The sequence below is a fragment of the Ruminococcus sp. 8Y-12 genome (assembly GCF_058119865.1).
This window is the reverse complement of the sequence record NZ_CM176623.1, coordinates 2147226-2165879: the sequence shown is the minus strand read 5'-3', so window position 1 is coordinate 2165879 and position 18654 is coordinate 2147226. Positions and strand designations below refer to the sequence as shown.

Annotated in this window: 8 protein-coding genes and 1 other annotated feature; all 8 genes read right to left on the bottom strand. The window is 50.1% G+C overall.

All coding sequences use genetic code 11. From position 1 onward, the window contains the following. Positions 1–103 precede the first annotated feature (103 nt). On the bottom strand, positions 104–1312 hold the full coding sequence (locus AC0THY_RS07925) for an aminotransferase class I/II-fold pyridoxal phosphate-dependent enzyme (RefSeq protein WP_489993885.1): 1209 nt from the start codon (positions 1310–1312) through the stop codon (positions 104–106). A 25-nt stretch (positions 1313–1337) separates the two neighbouring features. Next, complete coding sequence (locus AC0THY_RS07920) at positions 1338–4490, bottom strand: YfhO family protein (protein ID WP_489993884.1); 3153 nt, start codon at positions 4488–4490, stop codon at positions 1338–1340. A gap of 84 nt (positions 4491–4574) precedes the next feature. Further along, positions 4575–8210 (bottom strand): helicase-exonuclease AddAB subunit AddA, encoded by a 3636-nt coding sequence (gene addA, locus AC0THY_RS07915; RefSeq protein WP_489993883.1) that lies wholly within the window; start codon positions 8208–8210, stop codon positions 4575–4577. Beyond that, positions 8201–11620 carry a helicase-exonuclease AddAB subunit AddB gene (gene addB, locus AC0THY_RS07910; RefSeq protein ID WP_489993882.1) on the bottom strand — a complete coding sequence of 1140 codons (3420 nt, stop codon included), beginning with the start codon at positions 11618–11620 and terminating at the stop codon, positions 8201–8203. Before addB ends, addA begins: the two co-directional genes overlap by 10 nt. A gap of 119 nt (positions 11621–11739) precedes the next feature. Then, a complete protein-coding gene (trxA, locus tag AC0THY_RS07905; RefSeq protein WP_489993881.1) occupies positions 11740–12051 on the bottom strand; it encodes a thioredoxin in 312 nt (103 codons plus the stop codon). A gap of 148 nt (positions 12052–12199) precedes the next feature. Next, complete coding sequence (locus tag AC0THY_RS07900) at positions 12200–13558, bottom strand: redoxin domain-containing protein (protein ID WP_489993880.1); 1359 nt, start codon at positions 13556–13558, stop codon at positions 12200–12202. A 102-nt stretch (positions 13559–13660) separates the two neighbouring features. Beyond that, a complete protein-coding gene (locus tag AC0THY_RS07895; RefSeq protein WP_489993879.1) occupies positions 13661–15034 on the bottom strand; it encodes an FAD-dependent oxidoreductase in 1374 nt (457 codons plus the stop codon). Positions 15035–15530: 496 nt separating this feature from the next. After that, entirely contained in the window at positions 15531–18176 is a 2646-nt protein-coding gene (locus AC0THY_RS07890; RefSeq protein ID WP_489993878.1) for a valine--tRNA ligase, read from the bottom strand. A gap of 97 nt (positions 18177–18273) precedes the next feature. Further along, positions 18274–18489, bottom strand: a binding site (T-box leader). Positions 18490–18654: the final 165 nt, after the last annotated feature.

Below are 18654 nucleotides of genomic sequence, written 5' to 3'. Positions count from 1 at the left end.
TCTGTTTTTTGCATCTGTCTTGACAGATCCTGACATCCCGTTGACAGGGATACCAGCCTCTACATCATACAATAGAACGCTGTTTTATTCAAGTGTCATTTCTTTATCTTCCAGTATTTTGGTAACAGTTCAGCCAAGCTGAACTGTTACATATTTTGCTCTCCCGGACTGCTTTTACAATCTCCTCCATCACAGGCACAGGCTCCACCAGGGCAAAGCGTACAAATCCCTCCCCCAGAGATCCGAAGCTGCTTCCAGGCACACAGATCACCCCTGTGCGCTCCATAAGCTCCATACAGAATTTCTCAGAACTGGTAAATCCCCCGGGAATGGGAGCCCACACAAACATGGTTCCCTGGCTATCCGGTACGTCCCATCCAATGCTGCGCAGACCACCACAGAGAGCCTTCATTCTCCGCTCATATTCCCTGCACTGCTCCCTCACCCCTTCCATAGGCCCTGTCAGCGCTGCAATTGCCCCATACTGGACTGGCAGAAATACACCATAATCAATCTGGGTGCGCACAGCTCTGAACTTTTCCACAATCTCCTTTTTTCCGATGACAAAGGAGATGCGGGCGCCTGTCAGATTATATGACTTGGAGAGGGAATAAAATTCCACTCCCACATCTTTTGCCCCCTCAAAAGATAAAAAGGAACCGCCCACTCTTCCCCCATAGATAATGTCAGAGTAAGCATTGTCGTGCAGAATCACGATCTGGTACTTCTGGGCAAAAGCCACCAGTTCCCTGTAAAAGTCATCTGTGGCCACTGCACACACAGGATTTAAAGGATAGGACACAATCATAAACCTGGCCGCCCTTGCTGTCTCCTCCGGGATCTCCGAAAGCCTTGGAAGAAATCCATTCTGTGGGCAGAGCGGGTATTCCACCAGGCTCGCACCGCATAGCGCCGGTCCAATGCTGAATATGGGGTATCCGGGGTTTGGCACCAGCACCACATCCCCGGGATTGCACAGTGCCCAGGCAATGTGGGCCATACCCTCCTGGGAACCGTTGACGGACATGATCTCCTCCGGCTTTAATTCCACCCCGAAGCGTCCCCGATAAAAGTCCTGGACAGCTTTGACCAGTTCCGGCAGATCCTTCAGCGCATACCTGTAGTTTTCGGGCTTTCTGGCTGCCCGGGACACAGCCTCCATCACATGGGGAGCCGGTTCAAAATCCGGCGTTCCCACGGACAGATTGTAAATTTTCCGCCCTCTTTTCTGCAGCTCCTCTTTCCTTTCATTGAGAATAGAAAAGATTCCCTCCTGAAACATATCGGCTTTCTCTGAACATGTAAACTGCATAATCCTCTCCTCTTTCCTGTGATCCTTAGCTATCTATCTCATCCCAGGGCACTGCAGGCTCCTTGAGACTTCCATTCCCTTCCGGAAGTACATCCTCTTTAAGGCCACCGTATTCCTTTCCGGGAATCACAGCCTCATCAAGTGTGACATATTCCTCATCCAAGATAACATCCTCCGTGCCATCCCTTGTCTCCGGCTCCATCTGAATCTCTTCCCAATCAAACTCATCCGGCTCCTCTGTGGTTGCAGCCTCTGCATTTGCCCTGTTCATTCCCTCCAAAAAACCTGTCATCAGATAAAGGGCAATACACAGGAAGGTCAGCAGGCTCCCGCTCCACAGTCCGGGCGGTGTATAATCCATGCTAATCTCGTGCTCTCCGCTCTCCAGGTCGATCCCCATAAGCGCCTGTCCCACCGGGTAGGTCTCTGTTTGCTGTCCGTCCACTTTCACTTTCCAGCCACGGTCATATGGTATGGATAGCAGCAAAGTCCCGCCAGATCCCGCCTGGACGGTTCCTCTGACTCTGCCGTCTCTCACCTCAGTAGTCTGCATCTGCCTTGCCGCCAGGATCTCATGTACCTCATCGTAGGTGTCCTGGTCACAGACATAGGCGTTTGCCCGGATGATTCCCCCCTGGTTCTCTTTAAAGGTGGCGGTCACAGTAGCCACTGTGTCCTCCTCAAAGCACCCCAGATCATAGAGGTGGTCATTGTATTTGTCATAAGTTTTAGAATACTCGGGTGTGGTAACCTCAATCTCCTCCACAGCCTCCGTCACATCCAGATATACCTGTTTTCCAGCTGGCAGTACAATGGTGTACGTCTCCCCATCCTCCATATCGATGTTTTGATTTAAAAAATAGATGGGATAATGACCTGTCGCCAGCTCCACAAACTGGTTCTGAACCTCCAGATGATCCGACTGGCTGATGTCCCAGCCGCGTATCTCCCGGTTCACCACAAACCCAATAGATAAAGCCCCATCATTTTGATACAGATTCAGGGGGTCCTCATAATCTACCTTTGTCATCTGGTAGAGGGAAGGTGAGTCTGTCTTGGATACAATATAGCGCAGTGAAAAAATATCATTTACCAGCTTTGTAAAGCCATTATAGCCATTCTTGTTTGTCCTGGCCTCGATCCCCAGACTCTTGCACAGATCCACTGTGGCTGCCGGCATGGTTGAGGAAAACAGCACAACTCCATCCGCGCCCAGAAACATGTTCTCATTGCGCATTCTGGTGCTGTCAATGTCGCTTCTATAGAAATCCTCATCCCCTCTGCGCTCCATAAGCACCTCAAAGGCAGTCTGCTCGTCCAGATAAGTGCTTCTTCCGATGGTCCCGTTCATACACACGCCCACGATTCCTGTGGCGATCATCTCAATCAGCCCCATGGTAATAAATACGGTTTGGAATGAAAGCTTCTGTTTCTTACCCGTCTTTAACGGCTTTAAGGTCAGCAGAAGCACTCCATACAGGCACAGAAGCGCGATGGTGGACGCATAGGTGTAGAACTCCCTCTCCCCCAGTCCCGTGATTGCTGCATAGACCGTAAATGCTAATCCAGGCACACAGGCCAGGGTGATCCGAAATCTTGACAGATATTTTAGGTCCATCACCACATCAAAACTCATGAGCAGCAGCATGGCAATATAGATAAACGCAAAGCGGTTAGGCAGACCGTTCTGGACATGGAATCCATGCCATATAAAGTTCAGCACATTCACATTAAAGCTGGCATAGAGCAAGCCGATAAAAACCAGCTTTGCAGCCCTCTCCCGCTTGCTTCTTTTATGGTCCAGAAGATATAAACAGGCCAAAATCAGAGTGGCCGTGCCGCAGAACGCATTGACTCCAATCTGGTCATCCGCTATGTTGATGGGTTCCACAAAAGCAAACTGGCTGGTCAACTGGGACATGTTCTGGACAAACAGCTTGATGGTCTCCGGAAAGGCATTTTCCGCAGATTCCGTAGTTCCCAGACCCAGATAGGCAGGTACCAGCACAATTGCAGCCATACCTCCTGCAATGAGGGCGTACCAGGCAAATTTTCCGCAGGATACCGCAATCTTTTTAAAAGTAATCTTCTTTGCAGAAATCCACAGTACCAGAAAATACAGGCAGGAAAACAGACAGAGCATGAACCCGATGTAATAGTTACAGAAAAGTCCGTAAAACAACGAGAGGCAGAACAATTTTCCGCTCTTTCCATTCACAATCCGCTCAATCCCCATCATAATCAGCGGAAGCATGGCAATACTGTCCAGCCACATGAGATTAAAATAGTATCCAATGATAAAGCTGCTCAAGGCAAACATAGCCGAAAACACGATTGGATAGTAGTTCTTCCCTTTGTTTCGGTGTACCAGGTAATAAGCCATAGTCAGTCCGCACAATCCGATTTTCAGAATAATGAAAAGAGCCATTGCATCCATCATATTGGCTTTGGGGAACAGAGTCACCAAAAAGTTCATGGGGCTGGCCAGATAGTAGGCAAAGGTGGCCCAGAAGTTAAATCCCAAACCGCCTCCAAAAGAGTAGAGCAGGGACTCACTGTTTACCAGCTTCTCATGAAATTCTGTAAAAAATGGCAGATACTGGTGCAGGGAGTCAATGATCAGCACCCCGTGGTCTCCGAAGGGGAAGACCCCGTTGACAGCGAATCCCACAGCAACCGTCACAGCCGGTATTGCAAATCCCCAGATACAGCATCTCTTTTTTACCCGGCGAAAGGACAGCTCTTTCTCAGAATAGTCCGGGACTTTCTTTTTGTCGTTAAACACATAGAGCTTACTGAACACATAGTTGAGAACCAGCACCACCACCTGGATGAGCAGTTTCCCTATCATGTCATTCATCCCCCACACACAGCTGAGCAAAATTACACCGAAGACCTCAATAAACAGGGTACTCAGACGCATCCCGACAAACTGCGCCGCCTCCGACAACAGGGCTTTGATCCCCTCTGTCCTGCTCTCAAACACATAGAGTTTATTCACCACATAGGCAAATAGGATGGCAAGTCCTATGGAGATAAAATTGGCTATAGTAATGTCAATACCGAGCAGTGTGCGGAGTATGGCGTAGGACACCAAGTTTACCAGCGTAGTGCATCCGCCAAAAAAGATATAGCGTACGGTCTCATTTTTAAAGAGTTTTTTAATCATTTCTATCATCGTTATTCATCCTTTTTCACAATATCCCAGTGTGCTGTTGCTACAATCGCCTTTAAGTATAACGTTCTTACTATTTAAATGCAATTACATATTCCTTAACTCTTTCTGAAGCCAGAATGAATAAATATACTGCTCTTTCACACACATTCCTGTCATCTGCTCCAGAGCTCTGGCATAGTATTTCAGCTGCGCCGCGTACTTTTGCACTAGTAACCTTTCTCCTGCTGGGGGCACATAGTCTGTCTTATAGTCCACGAGGACAATCTCCCCCTCCTCGTAGAAATACGCATCGATAATGCCCTGTACCAGCACGGTGTCATCCGTTTCCCACTCAGGGCGCACCTCCCTTGCGGGCAGGCCCAGGACAAACTGCCGCTCCCGAAAGAGCGTTCCCTCTATTTGGGCGCGCTCCATCCGCCTTCCCAGCTCAGATTCCAAAAGACCGGCTATCTTAGGCAGATGTATCTGCCTTGCCTCCTCCCTGGTCAGTTTCCCCTTCAGGCACAGCGTCTCCAGCTGAGAGCTGAGAGCTTTTTCGGTACTCTCCCCTGCAAAATCCAGGCACTCCAAAAACTTGTGGTAAATGGTTCCAAGGGCAGCTCCAGTCGCCTCCTTTGGCTCAATAAAATCCGGGATCAGCGGAACCACCTCCGGTTCCGGATACAATGCATACTCTTCCCCCTCATCTGCTGTCTGCCTCAGGCTCTTCAACTCAGATACTGTCATCTTACCATAGACTCCAATACCCGCCTGATAGGAATAGGAAAACCGCATCCTGCTCTGAAGGCTTTCTCTCTCCTCCTGGTCATACACTTTATCCACATCCCACTCCAAAAGCTGCTCCTTTGTCCACATCTTTGTCAGCTGGTGCGCTGCCTCCTCCACACCCAGATCACACATATTACAGATTTCCAGCCGAAAGCCCCCTGTACTTCCATTCTCAACCATGCCTGCACGTAAAAGCGGAGGAATGATCCAATCCAGATAGCTGCCAGCCACAGCGAGACTCCCAAAAGACAGCCTGTCCTCCTGTCCCACGCCTGCCTGCTTCCATCTCTTCATTCTGGATTCTCTCTTTGTCACGCTTCCGGTCAAGATAAGCTTCTCCTTGGCTCTGGTCAGGGCCACATAGAGGACTCTCAGCTCCTCCCCCAGATTTTCATATGTGGTTTGCTTTTGAATCAGTTTCTTCAATAGCGTTGGAGTCTTTAGGCGAAGCTCAGGATCAATGCAGTCACAGCCCAGCCCTAAATCCGGATGCAGAGCCAGCCTGCTGCGGCTGTCCTGCTGGTTAAACCGCTTACCCATACCTGCTGCAATAACGACCGGAAATTCCAGCCCCTTGCTCTTGTGGATGCTCATGATCCGCACCGTATTCTCCTCTTCGCCCAGGGTACTGGCCTCCCCAAAGTCCACATCGTATTTCTGAAGCTGGTTGATATACCGTATAAAGTTAAACAGCCCCCGGTAGCTGGTGCTCTCATAAGCCATTGCCTTCTCCACCAGCATATCCAGGTTCGCCGCCCTCTGTTCGCCGCCCGGCATGGCAGATGCGTAATTGCGGTATCCGGTCCGGTCATAGATCTTCCAGAGCAGTTCGTGCATGGTGGTGTAAGGCGCCTGGCGCCTGAACTCTGTCAGCATCGAAAAAAACGTTGCCAGCTTCCGCCTCAGGCATTCTGCCTTTCCCCCCTCAACAGCACACTGGGGATAGGAGAAGCATGCCTGTGCAAACCTCTTCCCAGGGATAGAGCTTCGGATCATGGCCAGTTCCTCGTCTGTGATTCCCACAATAGGAGACCGAAGCACTGCAGCCATGGGGATATCCTGTATGGGATTGTCTACAATCTTCAGCAATGACAGTACCGTCTGTACCTCCAGAGCTGAAAAGTACCCGGTCCTGGAGCCTGTGTAGGCGGGAATCCCCATCTCACCCAATATTCTGGAAAATGTGTCTGCCCATCCCGAGACCGTGCGCAGCAGCACCACCACATCTTTATACTCGGCCGGACGGTATTGCCCGGTTTCTTTGTCCAACACTTGTTCCTTACCCACCAGGGCGCGGATACGTTTTCCGGCCATCCTGGCCTCCAGTTCCACAGCGGTTTCTCCTGCCTCCTCCACCGCCTCCTCCTCTGCCTCTAAGTCTAAAAGGAGTATCTCAGCCTGCATCTCTTCCTCCGGCTTTCCCTCCGGAAACACGGCTCCCGGATAAAGCGCGGCCGCATCATCGTAATTCACATTACCCAGCTCATTTCTCATAATCCGACGGAACAAGAAGTTTACTGGTTCCAGAACCTGGCTTCGGCTGCGGAAGTTTCTGTGCAGTTCAATCTTCTGCCTGGGTCCGTCCTGTTCTGTGTAGGTGGCATACTTTTCCATAAACAGCTCCGGCCTGGCCAGACGGAACCGGTAAATACTCTGCTTTACGTCCCCGACCATAAAAACATTGTTTCTGCCCTCATGCTGTCTGGATACGCTGGTCAGAATATACTCCTGCACCAGGTTGCTGTCCTGATACTCATCAATCATCACTTCCTCAAACTGAGAGGAAAACTGCCGTGCTGCCTCCGTTGGAACCGCCCTGCCCTCTTTCTCCTCCACCAGGATGTCCAGCGCCATGTGTTCCAGGTCATTAAAGTCCAAAAGATTCTTCTCCCGCTTTTTGGCAGCATACTGCCTGGAAAACTCACAGGCCAGATCCAGCAGCTCCTCGGCTTGCTCCCGGGTTTTTGCCAAATCACTGGCAATCCTCTGCACAGGCGCGTAAAAGTACTGTTCCTGAATCCCCTTAATGGACTTTTTCACCTGATCCCTGATCTCTTTGACCAACTCCCGCTTCTCCTCTGAGACAGCTTCATCCTTTTTTCTGGAGAGCACTGCGAATTTCCCCAAATGCGAAAAGCTTTCTGAATACTCCGGATAGCTTTCCGCCCCCAAAAGGGTCTTGAGTATCTTTTCATCTGAGCGCAGAGCCTCCTCATACATATAGGGGCCGTCCGGCATGGATGTCACATCGATTGCCTGACGTGTCTTCTCCAGATTGTCCTCAATCAACAGCCTCACATGGGAAAGCAGGCAGGGCATCCACCGGGCCTGCACCAGGTCCTTTTCATCCTGCACTGCGTAGGCCTCCCTGCAGCCCATCAGCCATTTTTCCGGCCAGGGATAGCTCATGGAAAACTCATAAATCTGAAGTATCAGGCTGCCCAGTTCCCGGTCAGACTTGCCCTGTGCATAGCACTCCACAAAATGATGGTATTTCTCTTCTTCGGAGGCATAACGCTCCTCAATGAGCTCCTCCATCACATCATTTTTCAGCAGACGGATTTCCCCCTCATCCCCAATGCGAAAGGCAGGGTCCAGATCAATCAGGTGGAAGTAATTTCTGATCACATACTGGCAGAAGCTGTGAATGGTGGTGATCTGAGCGTGGTGTACCAGAGTCAGCTGGCGTTCCAGATGTTCATTTTCTCCCTCCTCCAGTTTCTTCTCAATGGCGTCCCGGATTCGCTCCCTCATTTCCCCTGCGGCTGCATTGGTGAAGGTTACAATCAGCAGATGGTCAATATCCACCGGATTTTTCCCATCCATAATCATGGAGAGGATTCGCTCCACCAATACGGCTGTCTTTCCGGAACCCGCGGCTGCGGAGACGAGAATGTTTCTGTTTCTCAGTTCAATTACCTGCTGTTGCTGTGGCGTCCATTTCACTCCCATTCTGTGACCTCCTCCCCGATTCTGTTCCAAACCTCCTCCGCCTTGTACTCCTTCAGCCTCTGATACCGTGTTCCCGGAATCTTGGGATCAAATCCACAGACCTCCCGGTACTGGCAGTAGTCGCAAGCTGTACGCCCCTTTCGCTCATAAGGTACAGCCCCTGTCTCGCCCGCCAGAATACGGCTTCCAATATCTCTCATCTTCCCATTGACGTAGGCAGAGAGTTTGGAAAACTTCGCATCGTCTGCCACGCTGGCATACCGTGAGGGGCTTCCGTCCTTGTTGTAGGAAACCGGTATCACATTGGAATCCTTTACAGCATCTTTATCCATTTTTTTCACGATCTCAGGGTCTTCATTAACCAAACCGTTCAGGCGCAGTTCCTTTAAGATCTCACGGTTAATCTCCTCCGGGGTCCTCTCCTTTCCCCCATCTAACACTGGGTCCTGCATTCGGTAATAGAAAATGCCCGCAGGCACTGCCTCCTTATCAGGGTGTACGCGCTTTTCCATCTCCATGGCTGCATTTAAGTAAACCACCAGCTGCAGCTGCAGACCATAATAAAGGGCCACCATATCAAAACTTGTGTTTCCGGATTTATAGTCAATGACCTTCACATAGACTTTTTCCCCGTCTACGCAGGTGTCCACCCGGTCAATCCGTCCCGTAAGCTTCATCCGGTCCTCTGCTGTGAGCGCAATATTCACTGCATCCAGTCCTTCCACTCTGGAGAAAGATACCTCATAATTACTGGGCACAAACTGCCCCGCCTTCACCTGCTCGCAAAGAGCCCACACCGTCCTCTTCATAATCCGCTTCATCCTCTGGACCATATAGGCATTGCGGGCGCTGCTGTTTAAAATATCCCCTCCGTACTCCCTGGCAGTCTCCTGGACACACTCCTCAGCCCACTGATCCCTGATGTCCTCGGGAAGGTCGAACCAGGTGTACGGGCTGCGCTCCACTCTCCTGGAAAACACTTCTATCACTCTGTGAAATATATTTCCCATATCCACAGGCTGAAATACATATTCTTCCCTGGGCGCTAGGGCAAGTCCATACATTACAAAATGAGAAAAGGCACATGCTGCAAACTGCTCCAGGCGGCTTACACTGTTTTCCAGCACACTCCCATACAGGGCCCTGGAGATCTCCCTGCCAAGCCCTTCCTCATCTCTGCTGGAAAAGGCGGCCTCCACCAGCCTTATAATCTCCTGTCTCCACGCCTCCTGCCCAAAATACCAGGAGTACAGCTCCTTCCAGGCTGCTCCGGGTTCCGATAGGGGCAGCTTCTTAAGTCCCTCCAGCAGATAAGGGATTCCTGCCCCCGCTGATGTGATACAAGCAGGGTCATTCTCCCTGCAGTCCTCATCCTCCACCGATATATCCGGAAACATTTTCATAATCCGGCTCACCAGATAGGAGGGCCTCATAGCCCCTCCGTCTGTCCTGGACTTGCTGTAGGACAAATACAGCATCCTGCTGGGCTTTGTCATGATCAGATACAGATAAAACCTCTGGATATATCCATTTTCTCTGCAGCCAGGCGCAAGCTCCACACCGGAGCCTGCCAGTGCTTCCCGGTCCAGCTCAGAGAGGATTCCGGCTTTGTCAGCTGACTGAGGCACCCATCCGTCATTCAGGCCCAGAAAAATCAAAGCCTTTATGCTCTTCAGTCTGGTTCTCTCAATGTCTCCCACCACCACACGGTCCGCGGTAGGGGGAATGATGCCCACCTTCGCCTCCTCAAATCCTGCCTCCAGGATCTGCGTATACTCCCTGAGTAAAAGTCTCTCCTCCCCTAAAAGCCCTGCCACCTGCTCCAGCAGGTGGATGACAATCCGATAAATCTGACTGTACTCTTTTGCAGCGTCCAGCTTCCCCTCTGCCTGAAACGCCTCCTCGTACCCTGCCAGCTTCTGCTGGATTGCATGCACTTCGATCAGGCGGTAGAGCGCTTGCGTCTTTTCCATCACCGTTGTTTTTCTGCTCCGTACCACCTTCGCAAAAGGAATGAGAGGCTCTGCCACTCTTTTTCTCAGTTCCTCACAGTAGGCGGTCTCCTCCTCATCCAGGGTTCTCGTCTTTCTCTCCCAGGGCTCCCGCCAGGCTTTCGCTCCGCGGATTCCAGCTGCCAGCACATAGTTTTCCATTCGGTCCGTCTCCTGCTCCGTCAGCCCGCACAGCCCGGTTCTCAGATAGCGGAACATGCTTTCATAGCTGAAGTCCCTTGCCGCTGCCTCCAGGGCGGACCGCACAAACTCAATAAACGGATTTAACAAAAGCTTTTTTGTCTCATCAATGAACACGGGAATTCCCTGCTCCTCAAAAGCCTTTGCCACATAGCTGCCGTAGGATGCCATGTCCCCTGTGATTACCGCGATATCCTGATACCGGTACCCATTTTCTCGAATAAGCTCCTGTATAGTTCTGGCTGCATAACGTGCTTCTGCCACAGGATTCTTTGCCGTGTGCACGGAGATAGAATCCTGCTTTTTAGAATAAACAGCCGCTTTCGGGCGCAGGAAATACTGCTCCAAAAAGCCCAGGGCGGACGACTCCTGAAAACGGCGCGCCCCTCCTCTCCCAAGGACCATCGGTTCCTCGATCTCTGTCCCTGTCTCCCGGGCAATCCTGGTCAGAGTGTGCACTGTCTTTTTGGTCAGGTAAAACAGCTGGTGTATCCCCCTCACCTGAAAAGGGTCCTCCCCTGCATCAATAGTGAGTGCAATGCTCACCCTGCGGCAGCACTTTAAAAGCTCAAAAACGAGGCGCTGCTGAATGGGTGTAAAACCGGTAAACTCATCCAAAAGCAGTACACTGTCCTTTAAAAGCTCTGATTGGTCCACCACCTGACAGAGCACGCTCAGCACCTCCTCAGCAGTGATATACTTTTCCCTCAGCTTTTCCCGAAAGGCCCGGTAGAGCACCTGCACATCCCGCAGTTTATAGTACAGCTGCGGCTTGTCCTCTGAAAAAGAAAGCATTTCCTCCATCTGTTCCTGAGAGACATCATACTGTGTCAGCTCTGAGATCATGGATTTTACCCGGGCAATGTATCCCGGTTTCTCCAGATTGCTGCCCAGCACCTTCAGTTCCTCCCTGTGCTCCATTGCGGCTTTTCTCAGCAAAAGGCTCTTTCCCGTTTCCTCCAGCACACTTCTCTTATCCGCCCCCACTTCCTCAAACACCCGGTAAGCCAGCCGCTGAAAGCTGAGCACGTCGATATTCAGAATTCCTTTTCTGGGGTGCATGGTCACCAGTTCCTTCTGTGTCTGCATGGTAAACTGCTCGGGCACAATTACCAGAAAATTTCTTTCCGGATGTTCCATGGATTCCCGGATGATTTCCTGGTATGCCTGATAAGATTTTCCGCTTCCTGAATTTCCAAAAATAAACTTTAAAGACATAGTCTGCTCCATTTTCTTTATTAACGCACTATATTCTATTGTAAAATAAAAAAGCTTTTGAATCAATACGGAAAGTTTAAGTCCTTCCTATTGATCCAAAAGCTTTTCAAGTCAGTGCGTTATTTTCCAATCATTCTGAGAATCTCCGCTTTGGATTTGGCGCCGATTGAGGTTTCTACCGGTTGTCCGTTTTTGAATACCATGAGTGTTGGGATAGTCATAACCCTGTACCTGCCTGCCAGTTCCATCTCCTCGTCCACATTGATCTTTCCAATCTTAACGTCTGTGAGAGAGTCTGCCAGCTCTTCAATAATGGGCAGTACCATTCTGCACGGTCCGCACCAGGGCGCCCAAAAGTCCACCAGAACGGTCTCCTCTGCCTCCAATACCTCTTTGTTGAAATTTTCTTCTGTCAAATGAATTGCTGCCATAGTGATAATCTCCTTTCCAAATTTGCTCACTGTCTATCTGTTTACTATCTTTTACTTTTTTTTGACAATCATTCTGCACTTTGTATTATAATCCTTTTTTTCGCAAAAAGAAATATTTTTTGTAACTATTCAACAGGTCTGCGCATTTTTAATCGCTTCGTTTTCCCTCCATGGTCTGCTTCACAATGCTTTCCATCATATCCGCAGTCAAGGTGCCGGATACATAGCCGAATACATTGCCGTCCTTATCAATCATAAAAGTTGTGGGGAAGGCACTGATGCTGTATTCTGTAAAGATTTCACCAGTGGTATCCATTACAGACGGATACGTGTACCCCCTCTCTTCCAGAAACTGCGTGATCTCCTCCGCACTCACATCGCTGTTCTGGGGGCGCTCAGATGTCTTTGGATTGGTAACCCCCAAAACAATCAGATCTTCGCTGTTTTCCCCGTATTCCTCATACATTTTCTGGATGTCCGGCATCTCCTGCTGGCAGGGCCCGCACCAGGTGGCCCAGAAGTTCAGGAATACGGTTTTGCCTTTATAATCTGAAAGCGTGTGTTCCACTCCGTTCTGATCCGTCAGAGTAAAATCGGGCGCGGGGGGCAGCTCGCTCTTCTCTGTCTGCTGCGTTCCACTCTCGTCTGTCTGCTCTGTGCTGACCTCCTCTGTCTCCGTTAAACGGGCTGTTTCGCTGTCCTCCTGAGTCTCCTCAGAACTTTTCTCCGTCTCCACCGAAGTCACAGACTCTGGCTGAGCCGAACCGCTGCCTCCCCCGAAAGAAGAGAGGTATCCGGTCAGACCGTTCATCCACCCTGTAAAGGTCATTACACCCATTAGAATCAGCAGTACACCGCCAATCTTAACCGTATAGCGGATCACCTTTTGGTGACGCCGAAAGAATCCTAACACCGCGCTGGTAAAGAATCCCACCGCCAGAAAGGGTAGTACAAACCCCAGCATATAGACTCCGATCAGCAGAAAACCTGATGCTGAGGAACTGGCTGACGATGCCATCAACAGTACACTGGCCAATACCGGTCCCACGCAGGGAGTCCACGCAAAGCTGAAGGTGAATCCCAGCACCAAAGCAACCAGCGGGCTCATGGCCCATTTATCCAGGCGAAACGGCAGCTTGTGCTCTCTCTCGATTACATTTGCCCTACCAAAAACGCCCAGCTGATAAAGGCCAAAGAGAACCATTATGATACCGCCGATGCGCACAAACCAGATCCGGTTGCCTGAGAAAAATTTCCCCAATGCGGTAAATCCAAACCCCAGAAGTACAAAGGCAAACCCAATACCCAGTATAAAAAACAGAGTGTTTAGAAGCACTTTTTTTCTTGGATAGCGGATGCTTCCATCTGCATCCACTGTCTGGGCGCCGCCCGCCAGATATCCGATGTACAGGGGAACCAGCGGAAAAATACACGGTGAGAAAAAGCTTAAAAGCCCCTGCAGGAATACGGTGAGAACCGGAACTCCCGTTTCTATTGATAAATTCATACATACCTCCAATTTTACTGTGAAAGTCCAGGCTTGCAAATACTGGCTGCAGCTGCGGGAGCGCGTCAGAACGGAGCAACCGACTTTCATTTAACGATATTATTATGTCAACGCTGCAAACAAATCATTCATAGCTTCGCTCATGGTGGGATGCGTAAAGATCCCGTCTTTTAGCACCGTATAGGGAAGACCTGCATCCATCACGATCTTGACGGTGTTGACCATCTCATGGGACTCCGCGCAGAAGAGATGCACCCCCAGAATTTTGCCCGTCTTAGCATCAATCACTGCCTTTAAAAAACCATCTGTATTTTCCAGCACCATAGCTTTGGGTATGGCTGCTGCCGGCAGCTTTGCTGTCTTGACCTCAAATCCCTGTTCCCTGGCCTCCTTCTCTGTTAATCCCACTCTGGAGAAGGGAGGGTCTATAAAGATGCTGTAAGGAATGCTTCCACGGTTTTGCGCCGTCCTGCTGCCATCTCCCAAAACCTGAGACTTCACAATGCGGAAATCATCCAAGGACATGTAGGTAAACTGCAGTCCCCCTGTCACATCTCCCATTGCCCAGATATTGGGGGCAGTTGTGCGAAGTCTGTCATCCACTTGGATGGCTCCCCGCGCGGTCAGCTCCACGCCTGCTTTTTCGGGGTGCAGCCCCCCGATATTCGGACGGCGTCCTGTGGCTGCCAGGATGGCATCCGCTTTCAGTTTACTACTCTGTCCATCCCTTGAGACCGTCAGCACAGCCTCCTGTTCCAAATCCTCCACCTTCTCAATATCTGTCTGAAACAGAACACGTATCCCTCTGCTAATCATACTTTCCAGGGCATACCCCGCTGTCTCCTGATCCTCCCTTGGCAGAAAATCGGCCCCGTTTTGTATCACAGTCACCTGGGAACCAAAATTTGCGTAATAGGAAGCAAACTCTACTCCAATATAGCCTCCTCCGATAATGACAAGGCGTTTGGGCAGGCTCTCCAGCTCCATCATGGTCTCACTGGTGTACATAAACCTGCTCTCCTTTAAACCAGGAATGGACGGAATAAAGGGACTTGCTCCAGTATTGATATAGACATTTCCCGCCTCTATTGTCTCAGAAGTCCCATCCGGATACTTTACCAGAATATGGTGCTGGTCCTCAAACGATGCCGTTCCTGTCAGAACCTCCGCTCCCGGGACATCCGCTACCTTGTGGTAGTTTTTTGCACGCAGCTTTGCAGTGAGTGCCCTCTTTCCCTGAACCGCTTTTTGGTAGCGGTCTGCCTTCTCCTCAAAGCTTCCTCCCGCCTGCTTAGAAATCCTGGCCTGATTCTCTAAATATTTTGAAGGGATGCAGGCTACATTGATGCAGGTTCCTCCGTACATCTGGTCTGACTTTTCAATCAATGCCACCTTCTGACCGCTGGCTGCCAATGCTCCCGCCAACGTTTTCCCCCCTTTGCCGAATCCAATAATTACATGATTATAGCTTTTCATAGAAATTCTCCTTTCCCCCTGGGGGTACGGTCTGCTTGTTTAACTGTAATCTTTTTAATTACATTTTATACTGTAACTATACCATGTACAGTTATAACTGTCAAGCAGATTTTTCATTTTATTTCAGAATTCCAGAAAAAAGTATTGATAGTTTTGATGGCGGGTTTGTTGCAGATGATAAGGGACGCTTCCTCCGGCGCAGGGCTATGCTTCGCGGACGCGTGCAGCATAGCCCTGCGCCGGAGAAGGCTGTTTCTCTTAGGCGAGAGGTGTACCTGCCAGGTTATTTTTTAACAAGCTTTGGGGAAGTTTTCGGTTCCAGGATGCAGTTAACGTTCAATTTCCCAGAGCGTTGTACGTGTATGCGCGTGAGCTGCCAACGCCCGGGTGAGGTGCGGGTAGTAACAATCTGAGCCGTCTGGACTGTTACACAAAAGCGGATCTCCGTAAGCAGCGCTTATTACGGAGAATCCGCTTTCTTTCTCATTCTATTCTGCTATTTTTCAAAATGGGCCAGTCTTGCTTTTACCTGTTCCATCATCTCACCATATTTTTTCTGCTTTGCCTTCTCCTCTTCAATCTTTGCAGCCGGGGCTTTGCTCACAAACTTTTCATTGTTCAGCATCCCGTTTACCCGGGCCAGCTCTTTGTTCAGGCGCTCCTCCTCTTTCCTGAGCCGCTGTATCTCTTTTTCAATATCCACCAGCTCCGCAAACGGCATATAGATCACAGCCTCCGGAATCACTGCTGAGACAGCGTCGTCCTCGATTCCCTCCTTATCTGCCTGCACAAACACCTGGCTGGCATATCCCAATGTCCCAAAGAATACCCTTCCGTTTTCAAATATTTCTCTCACATCCTCACGCTCTGAAACCACGAACACCTTTGCCTTCTTGCTGGGGGGAACATTCATCTCAGAGCGGATATTGCGGATGGAACGCACTGCCTCCTTCATCATCTCCACCGCACGCTCATCCTGGGCAAAATCCCACTCCTTCTGATACTCAGGCCATGCGGAGATCATTATGGACTCCTCCTCCTGGAGAGTACAGAAGATCTCCTCTGTGATAAACGGCATGTAGGGATGCAGCAGTTTAAGGGCATTGGAGAGAACGGTTTTCAATGTCCAGAGGGCCGCTGCCTTGGTGGTATCCCCATCGCTGTAGAGTCTGGGTTTCACCATCTCAATATACCAATCGCAGAATTCCTCCCAGATAAAATCATACACCTTCTGTACCGCGATTCCCAGCTCATATTTATCCATGTTTTCTGTCACATCTTTTGCCAGGGTATTGACTTTTGAGAGTATCCACTTATCTGCCTGGGTCAAGCCGGCCAGATCCATCTTCTCAGGCACCTGCGCTTTTTCCAGGTTCATCATGATAAATCTGGAGGCATTCCACACCTTGTTTGCGAAGTTCCGGCTGGATTCCACACGCTCCCAGTAAAAACGCATATCGTTTCCAGGTGCGTTTCCGGTAATCAAAGTCAGGCGCAGTGCATCCGCCCCGTATTTATCAATCACTTCCAGAGGGTCGATTCCATTTCCCAGGGATTTGCTCATCTTGCGCCCCTGAGCGTCTCGCACCAGCCCGTGGATCAGAACATGGTGGAAGGGCACTTCTCCGGTCTGCTCCAGGGCTGAAAATACCATACGTATAACCCAGAAGAAAATAATGTCATATCCCGTCACCAGCACATCTGTGGGGAAGAAATAGTCCAGATCTTCTGTCTTCCCCGGCCATCCCAGGGTCGAAAAAGGCCACAGCGCGGAGGAAAACCACGTATCCAGAGTATCCTCATCCTGTGTCAGATGGGTACAGCCGCACTTGGGACATTTACCCGGTCTCTCTTTGGTAACCACGATCTCGCCGCATTCATCGCAGTAATAAGCGGGAATCCGGTGGCCCCACCAGAGCTGTCTGGAAATACACCAGTCGCGGATATTCTCCAGCCAGTGCAGATAGATCTTATCAAAGCGCTCTGGCACAAAGTTCAGCGTGTGGTTTTTCAGAGCCTCAATGGCAGGCTTGGCCATCTCCTCCATCTTTACAAACCACTGCTGCTTAATCATGGGTTCTACTGTAGTCTTGCAGCGGTCATGAGTTCCAACATTGTGTGAGTGGGGCACTACCTTCACCAGCAGTCCCTGTTCCTCCAGATCCTTTACCATTGCCTTACGGGCCTCATAGCGGTCCATACCGGCGTACTTACCGCCCAGCTCATTGATGGTGGCATCGTCATTCATGATATTGATCTCCGGCAGATTGTGGCGTCTGCCCACCTCAAAATCATTGGGGTCGTGGGCTGGTGTGATCTTCACGCATCCGGTTCCAAATTCTTTATCCACATACTCGTCCGCGATAACCGGAATTTCCCGGTTCGTCAGAGGAAGCTTCAGCGTCTTTCCGATCAACTCCATGTACCGCTCGTCCTCCGGATTTACTGCCACTGCAGTATCCCCCAGAAGGGTCTCCGGCCTGGTGGTAGCGATCTCCACATATCTCCCCTCCTCGCCCACAATAGGATAGTTGATATGCCAGAAAAATCCATCCTGATCTACATGCTCCACCTCAGCGTCAGAAATGGAGGTCTGACAAATGGGACACCAGTTGATAATGCGTGATCCCTTATAGATATAGCCCTTTTCATATAACTTGACAAAGACTTCCTCCACTGCCTTTGAGCAGCCCTCATCCATGGTAAACCGTTCCCTGTCCCAGTCAGCGGAGGAACCCAGCTTTTTCAGCTGATTGATGATCTTGCCGCCGTACTCTTCCTTCCACTTCCAGGCGTGCTCAAGGAAAGCGTCCCTTCCGATCTCATCCTTGTCAATGCCCTGCTCCTTAAGTTTCTCAATCACCTTTACCTCAGTGGCAATGGCCGCGTGGTCTGTTCCCGGCTGCCAGAGGGCATTGTACCCCTGCATCCTCTTATAACGGATCAAAATATCCTGCATGGTATTATCCAGTGCATGCCCCATGTGCAGCTGTCCCGTAACATTGGGGGGCGGCATCACAATAGTGAAAGGTTTTTTGCTCCTGTCCACCTCTGCGTGAAAATACTTCTTATTCATCCATTTTTCATATAATCTTTCTTCTATGCCCTTTGGGTCATAGGTCTTCGCTAATTCTCTGCCCATTGTTTCCTCCTGTTTTTGTATTCAAATACACCTTGGCGTATTTGTGGTAAAGCTCGCGGTATTTTTGATGGATTAAAAACGCCCCCTGCAGTTTCCTGCAAAGGGCGAATGACCGCGGTACCACCTTTGTTCATATGCAATCATGCATACATCTCCAGGTCCTTTAACGGGGACTGGCCGGGAAAGCCTACTTTTTTCAGCTCTCCGGTTCAAAAGCTACCTTCCATACAGCCTTCCCTGGCAATCCTTTCAGCCTTTGGAATCACCTCTCTGGCGGGGCCCTGCATGTACTCCTCTTTCTCACTACCATTATCTACAGCAGCAATAAGCGCCGGATAAATTTGTTTTTATCATAATCTCAAACACAAAGTTTGTCAAGCTATTCTATCAAAAGGCTTGTTAGGAAATTGCCTGAGCGGCACCATCTCCCGCCTATGGGAAACAGCTTCCTCAGCCTAAACGCCCCTGACCTGTCTTA

What these genes read in the sequence shown, in the direction of transcription:
- AC0THY_RS07925 (WP_489993885.1), bottom strand. Translation starts at nt 1,312, where the DNA reads ATGCAGTTTACATGTTCAGAGAAAGCCGATATGTTTCAGGAGGGAATC.
- AC0THY_RS07920 (WP_489993884.1), bottom strand. Translation starts at nt 4,490, where the DNA reads ATGATAGAAATGATTAAAAAACTCTTTAAAAATGAGACCGTACGCTAT.
- addA (WP_489993883.1), bottom strand. Translation starts at nt 8,210, where the DNA reads ATGGGAGTGAAATGGACGCCACAGCAACAGCAGGTAATTGAACTGAGA.
- addB (WP_489993882.1), bottom strand. Translation starts at nt 11,620, where the DNA reads ATGTCTTTAAAGTTTATTTTTGGAAATTCAGGAAGCGGAAAATCTTAT.
- trxA (WP_489993881.1), bottom strand. Translation starts at nt 12,051, where the DNA reads ATGGCAGCAATTCATTTGACAGAAGAAAATTTCAACAAAGAGGTATTG.
- AC0THY_RS07900 (WP_489993880.1), bottom strand. Translation starts at nt 13,558, where the DNA reads ATGAATTTATCAATAGAAACGGGAGTTCCGGTTCTCACCGTATTCCTG.
- AC0THY_RS07895 (WP_489993879.1), bottom strand. Translation starts at nt 15,034, where the DNA reads ATGAAAAGCTATAATCATGTAATTATTGGATTCGGCAAAGGGGGGAAA.
- AC0THY_RS07890 (WP_489993878.1), bottom strand. Translation starts at nt 18,176, where the DNA reads ATGGGCAGAGAATTAGCGAAGACCTATGACCCAAAGGGCATAGAAGAA.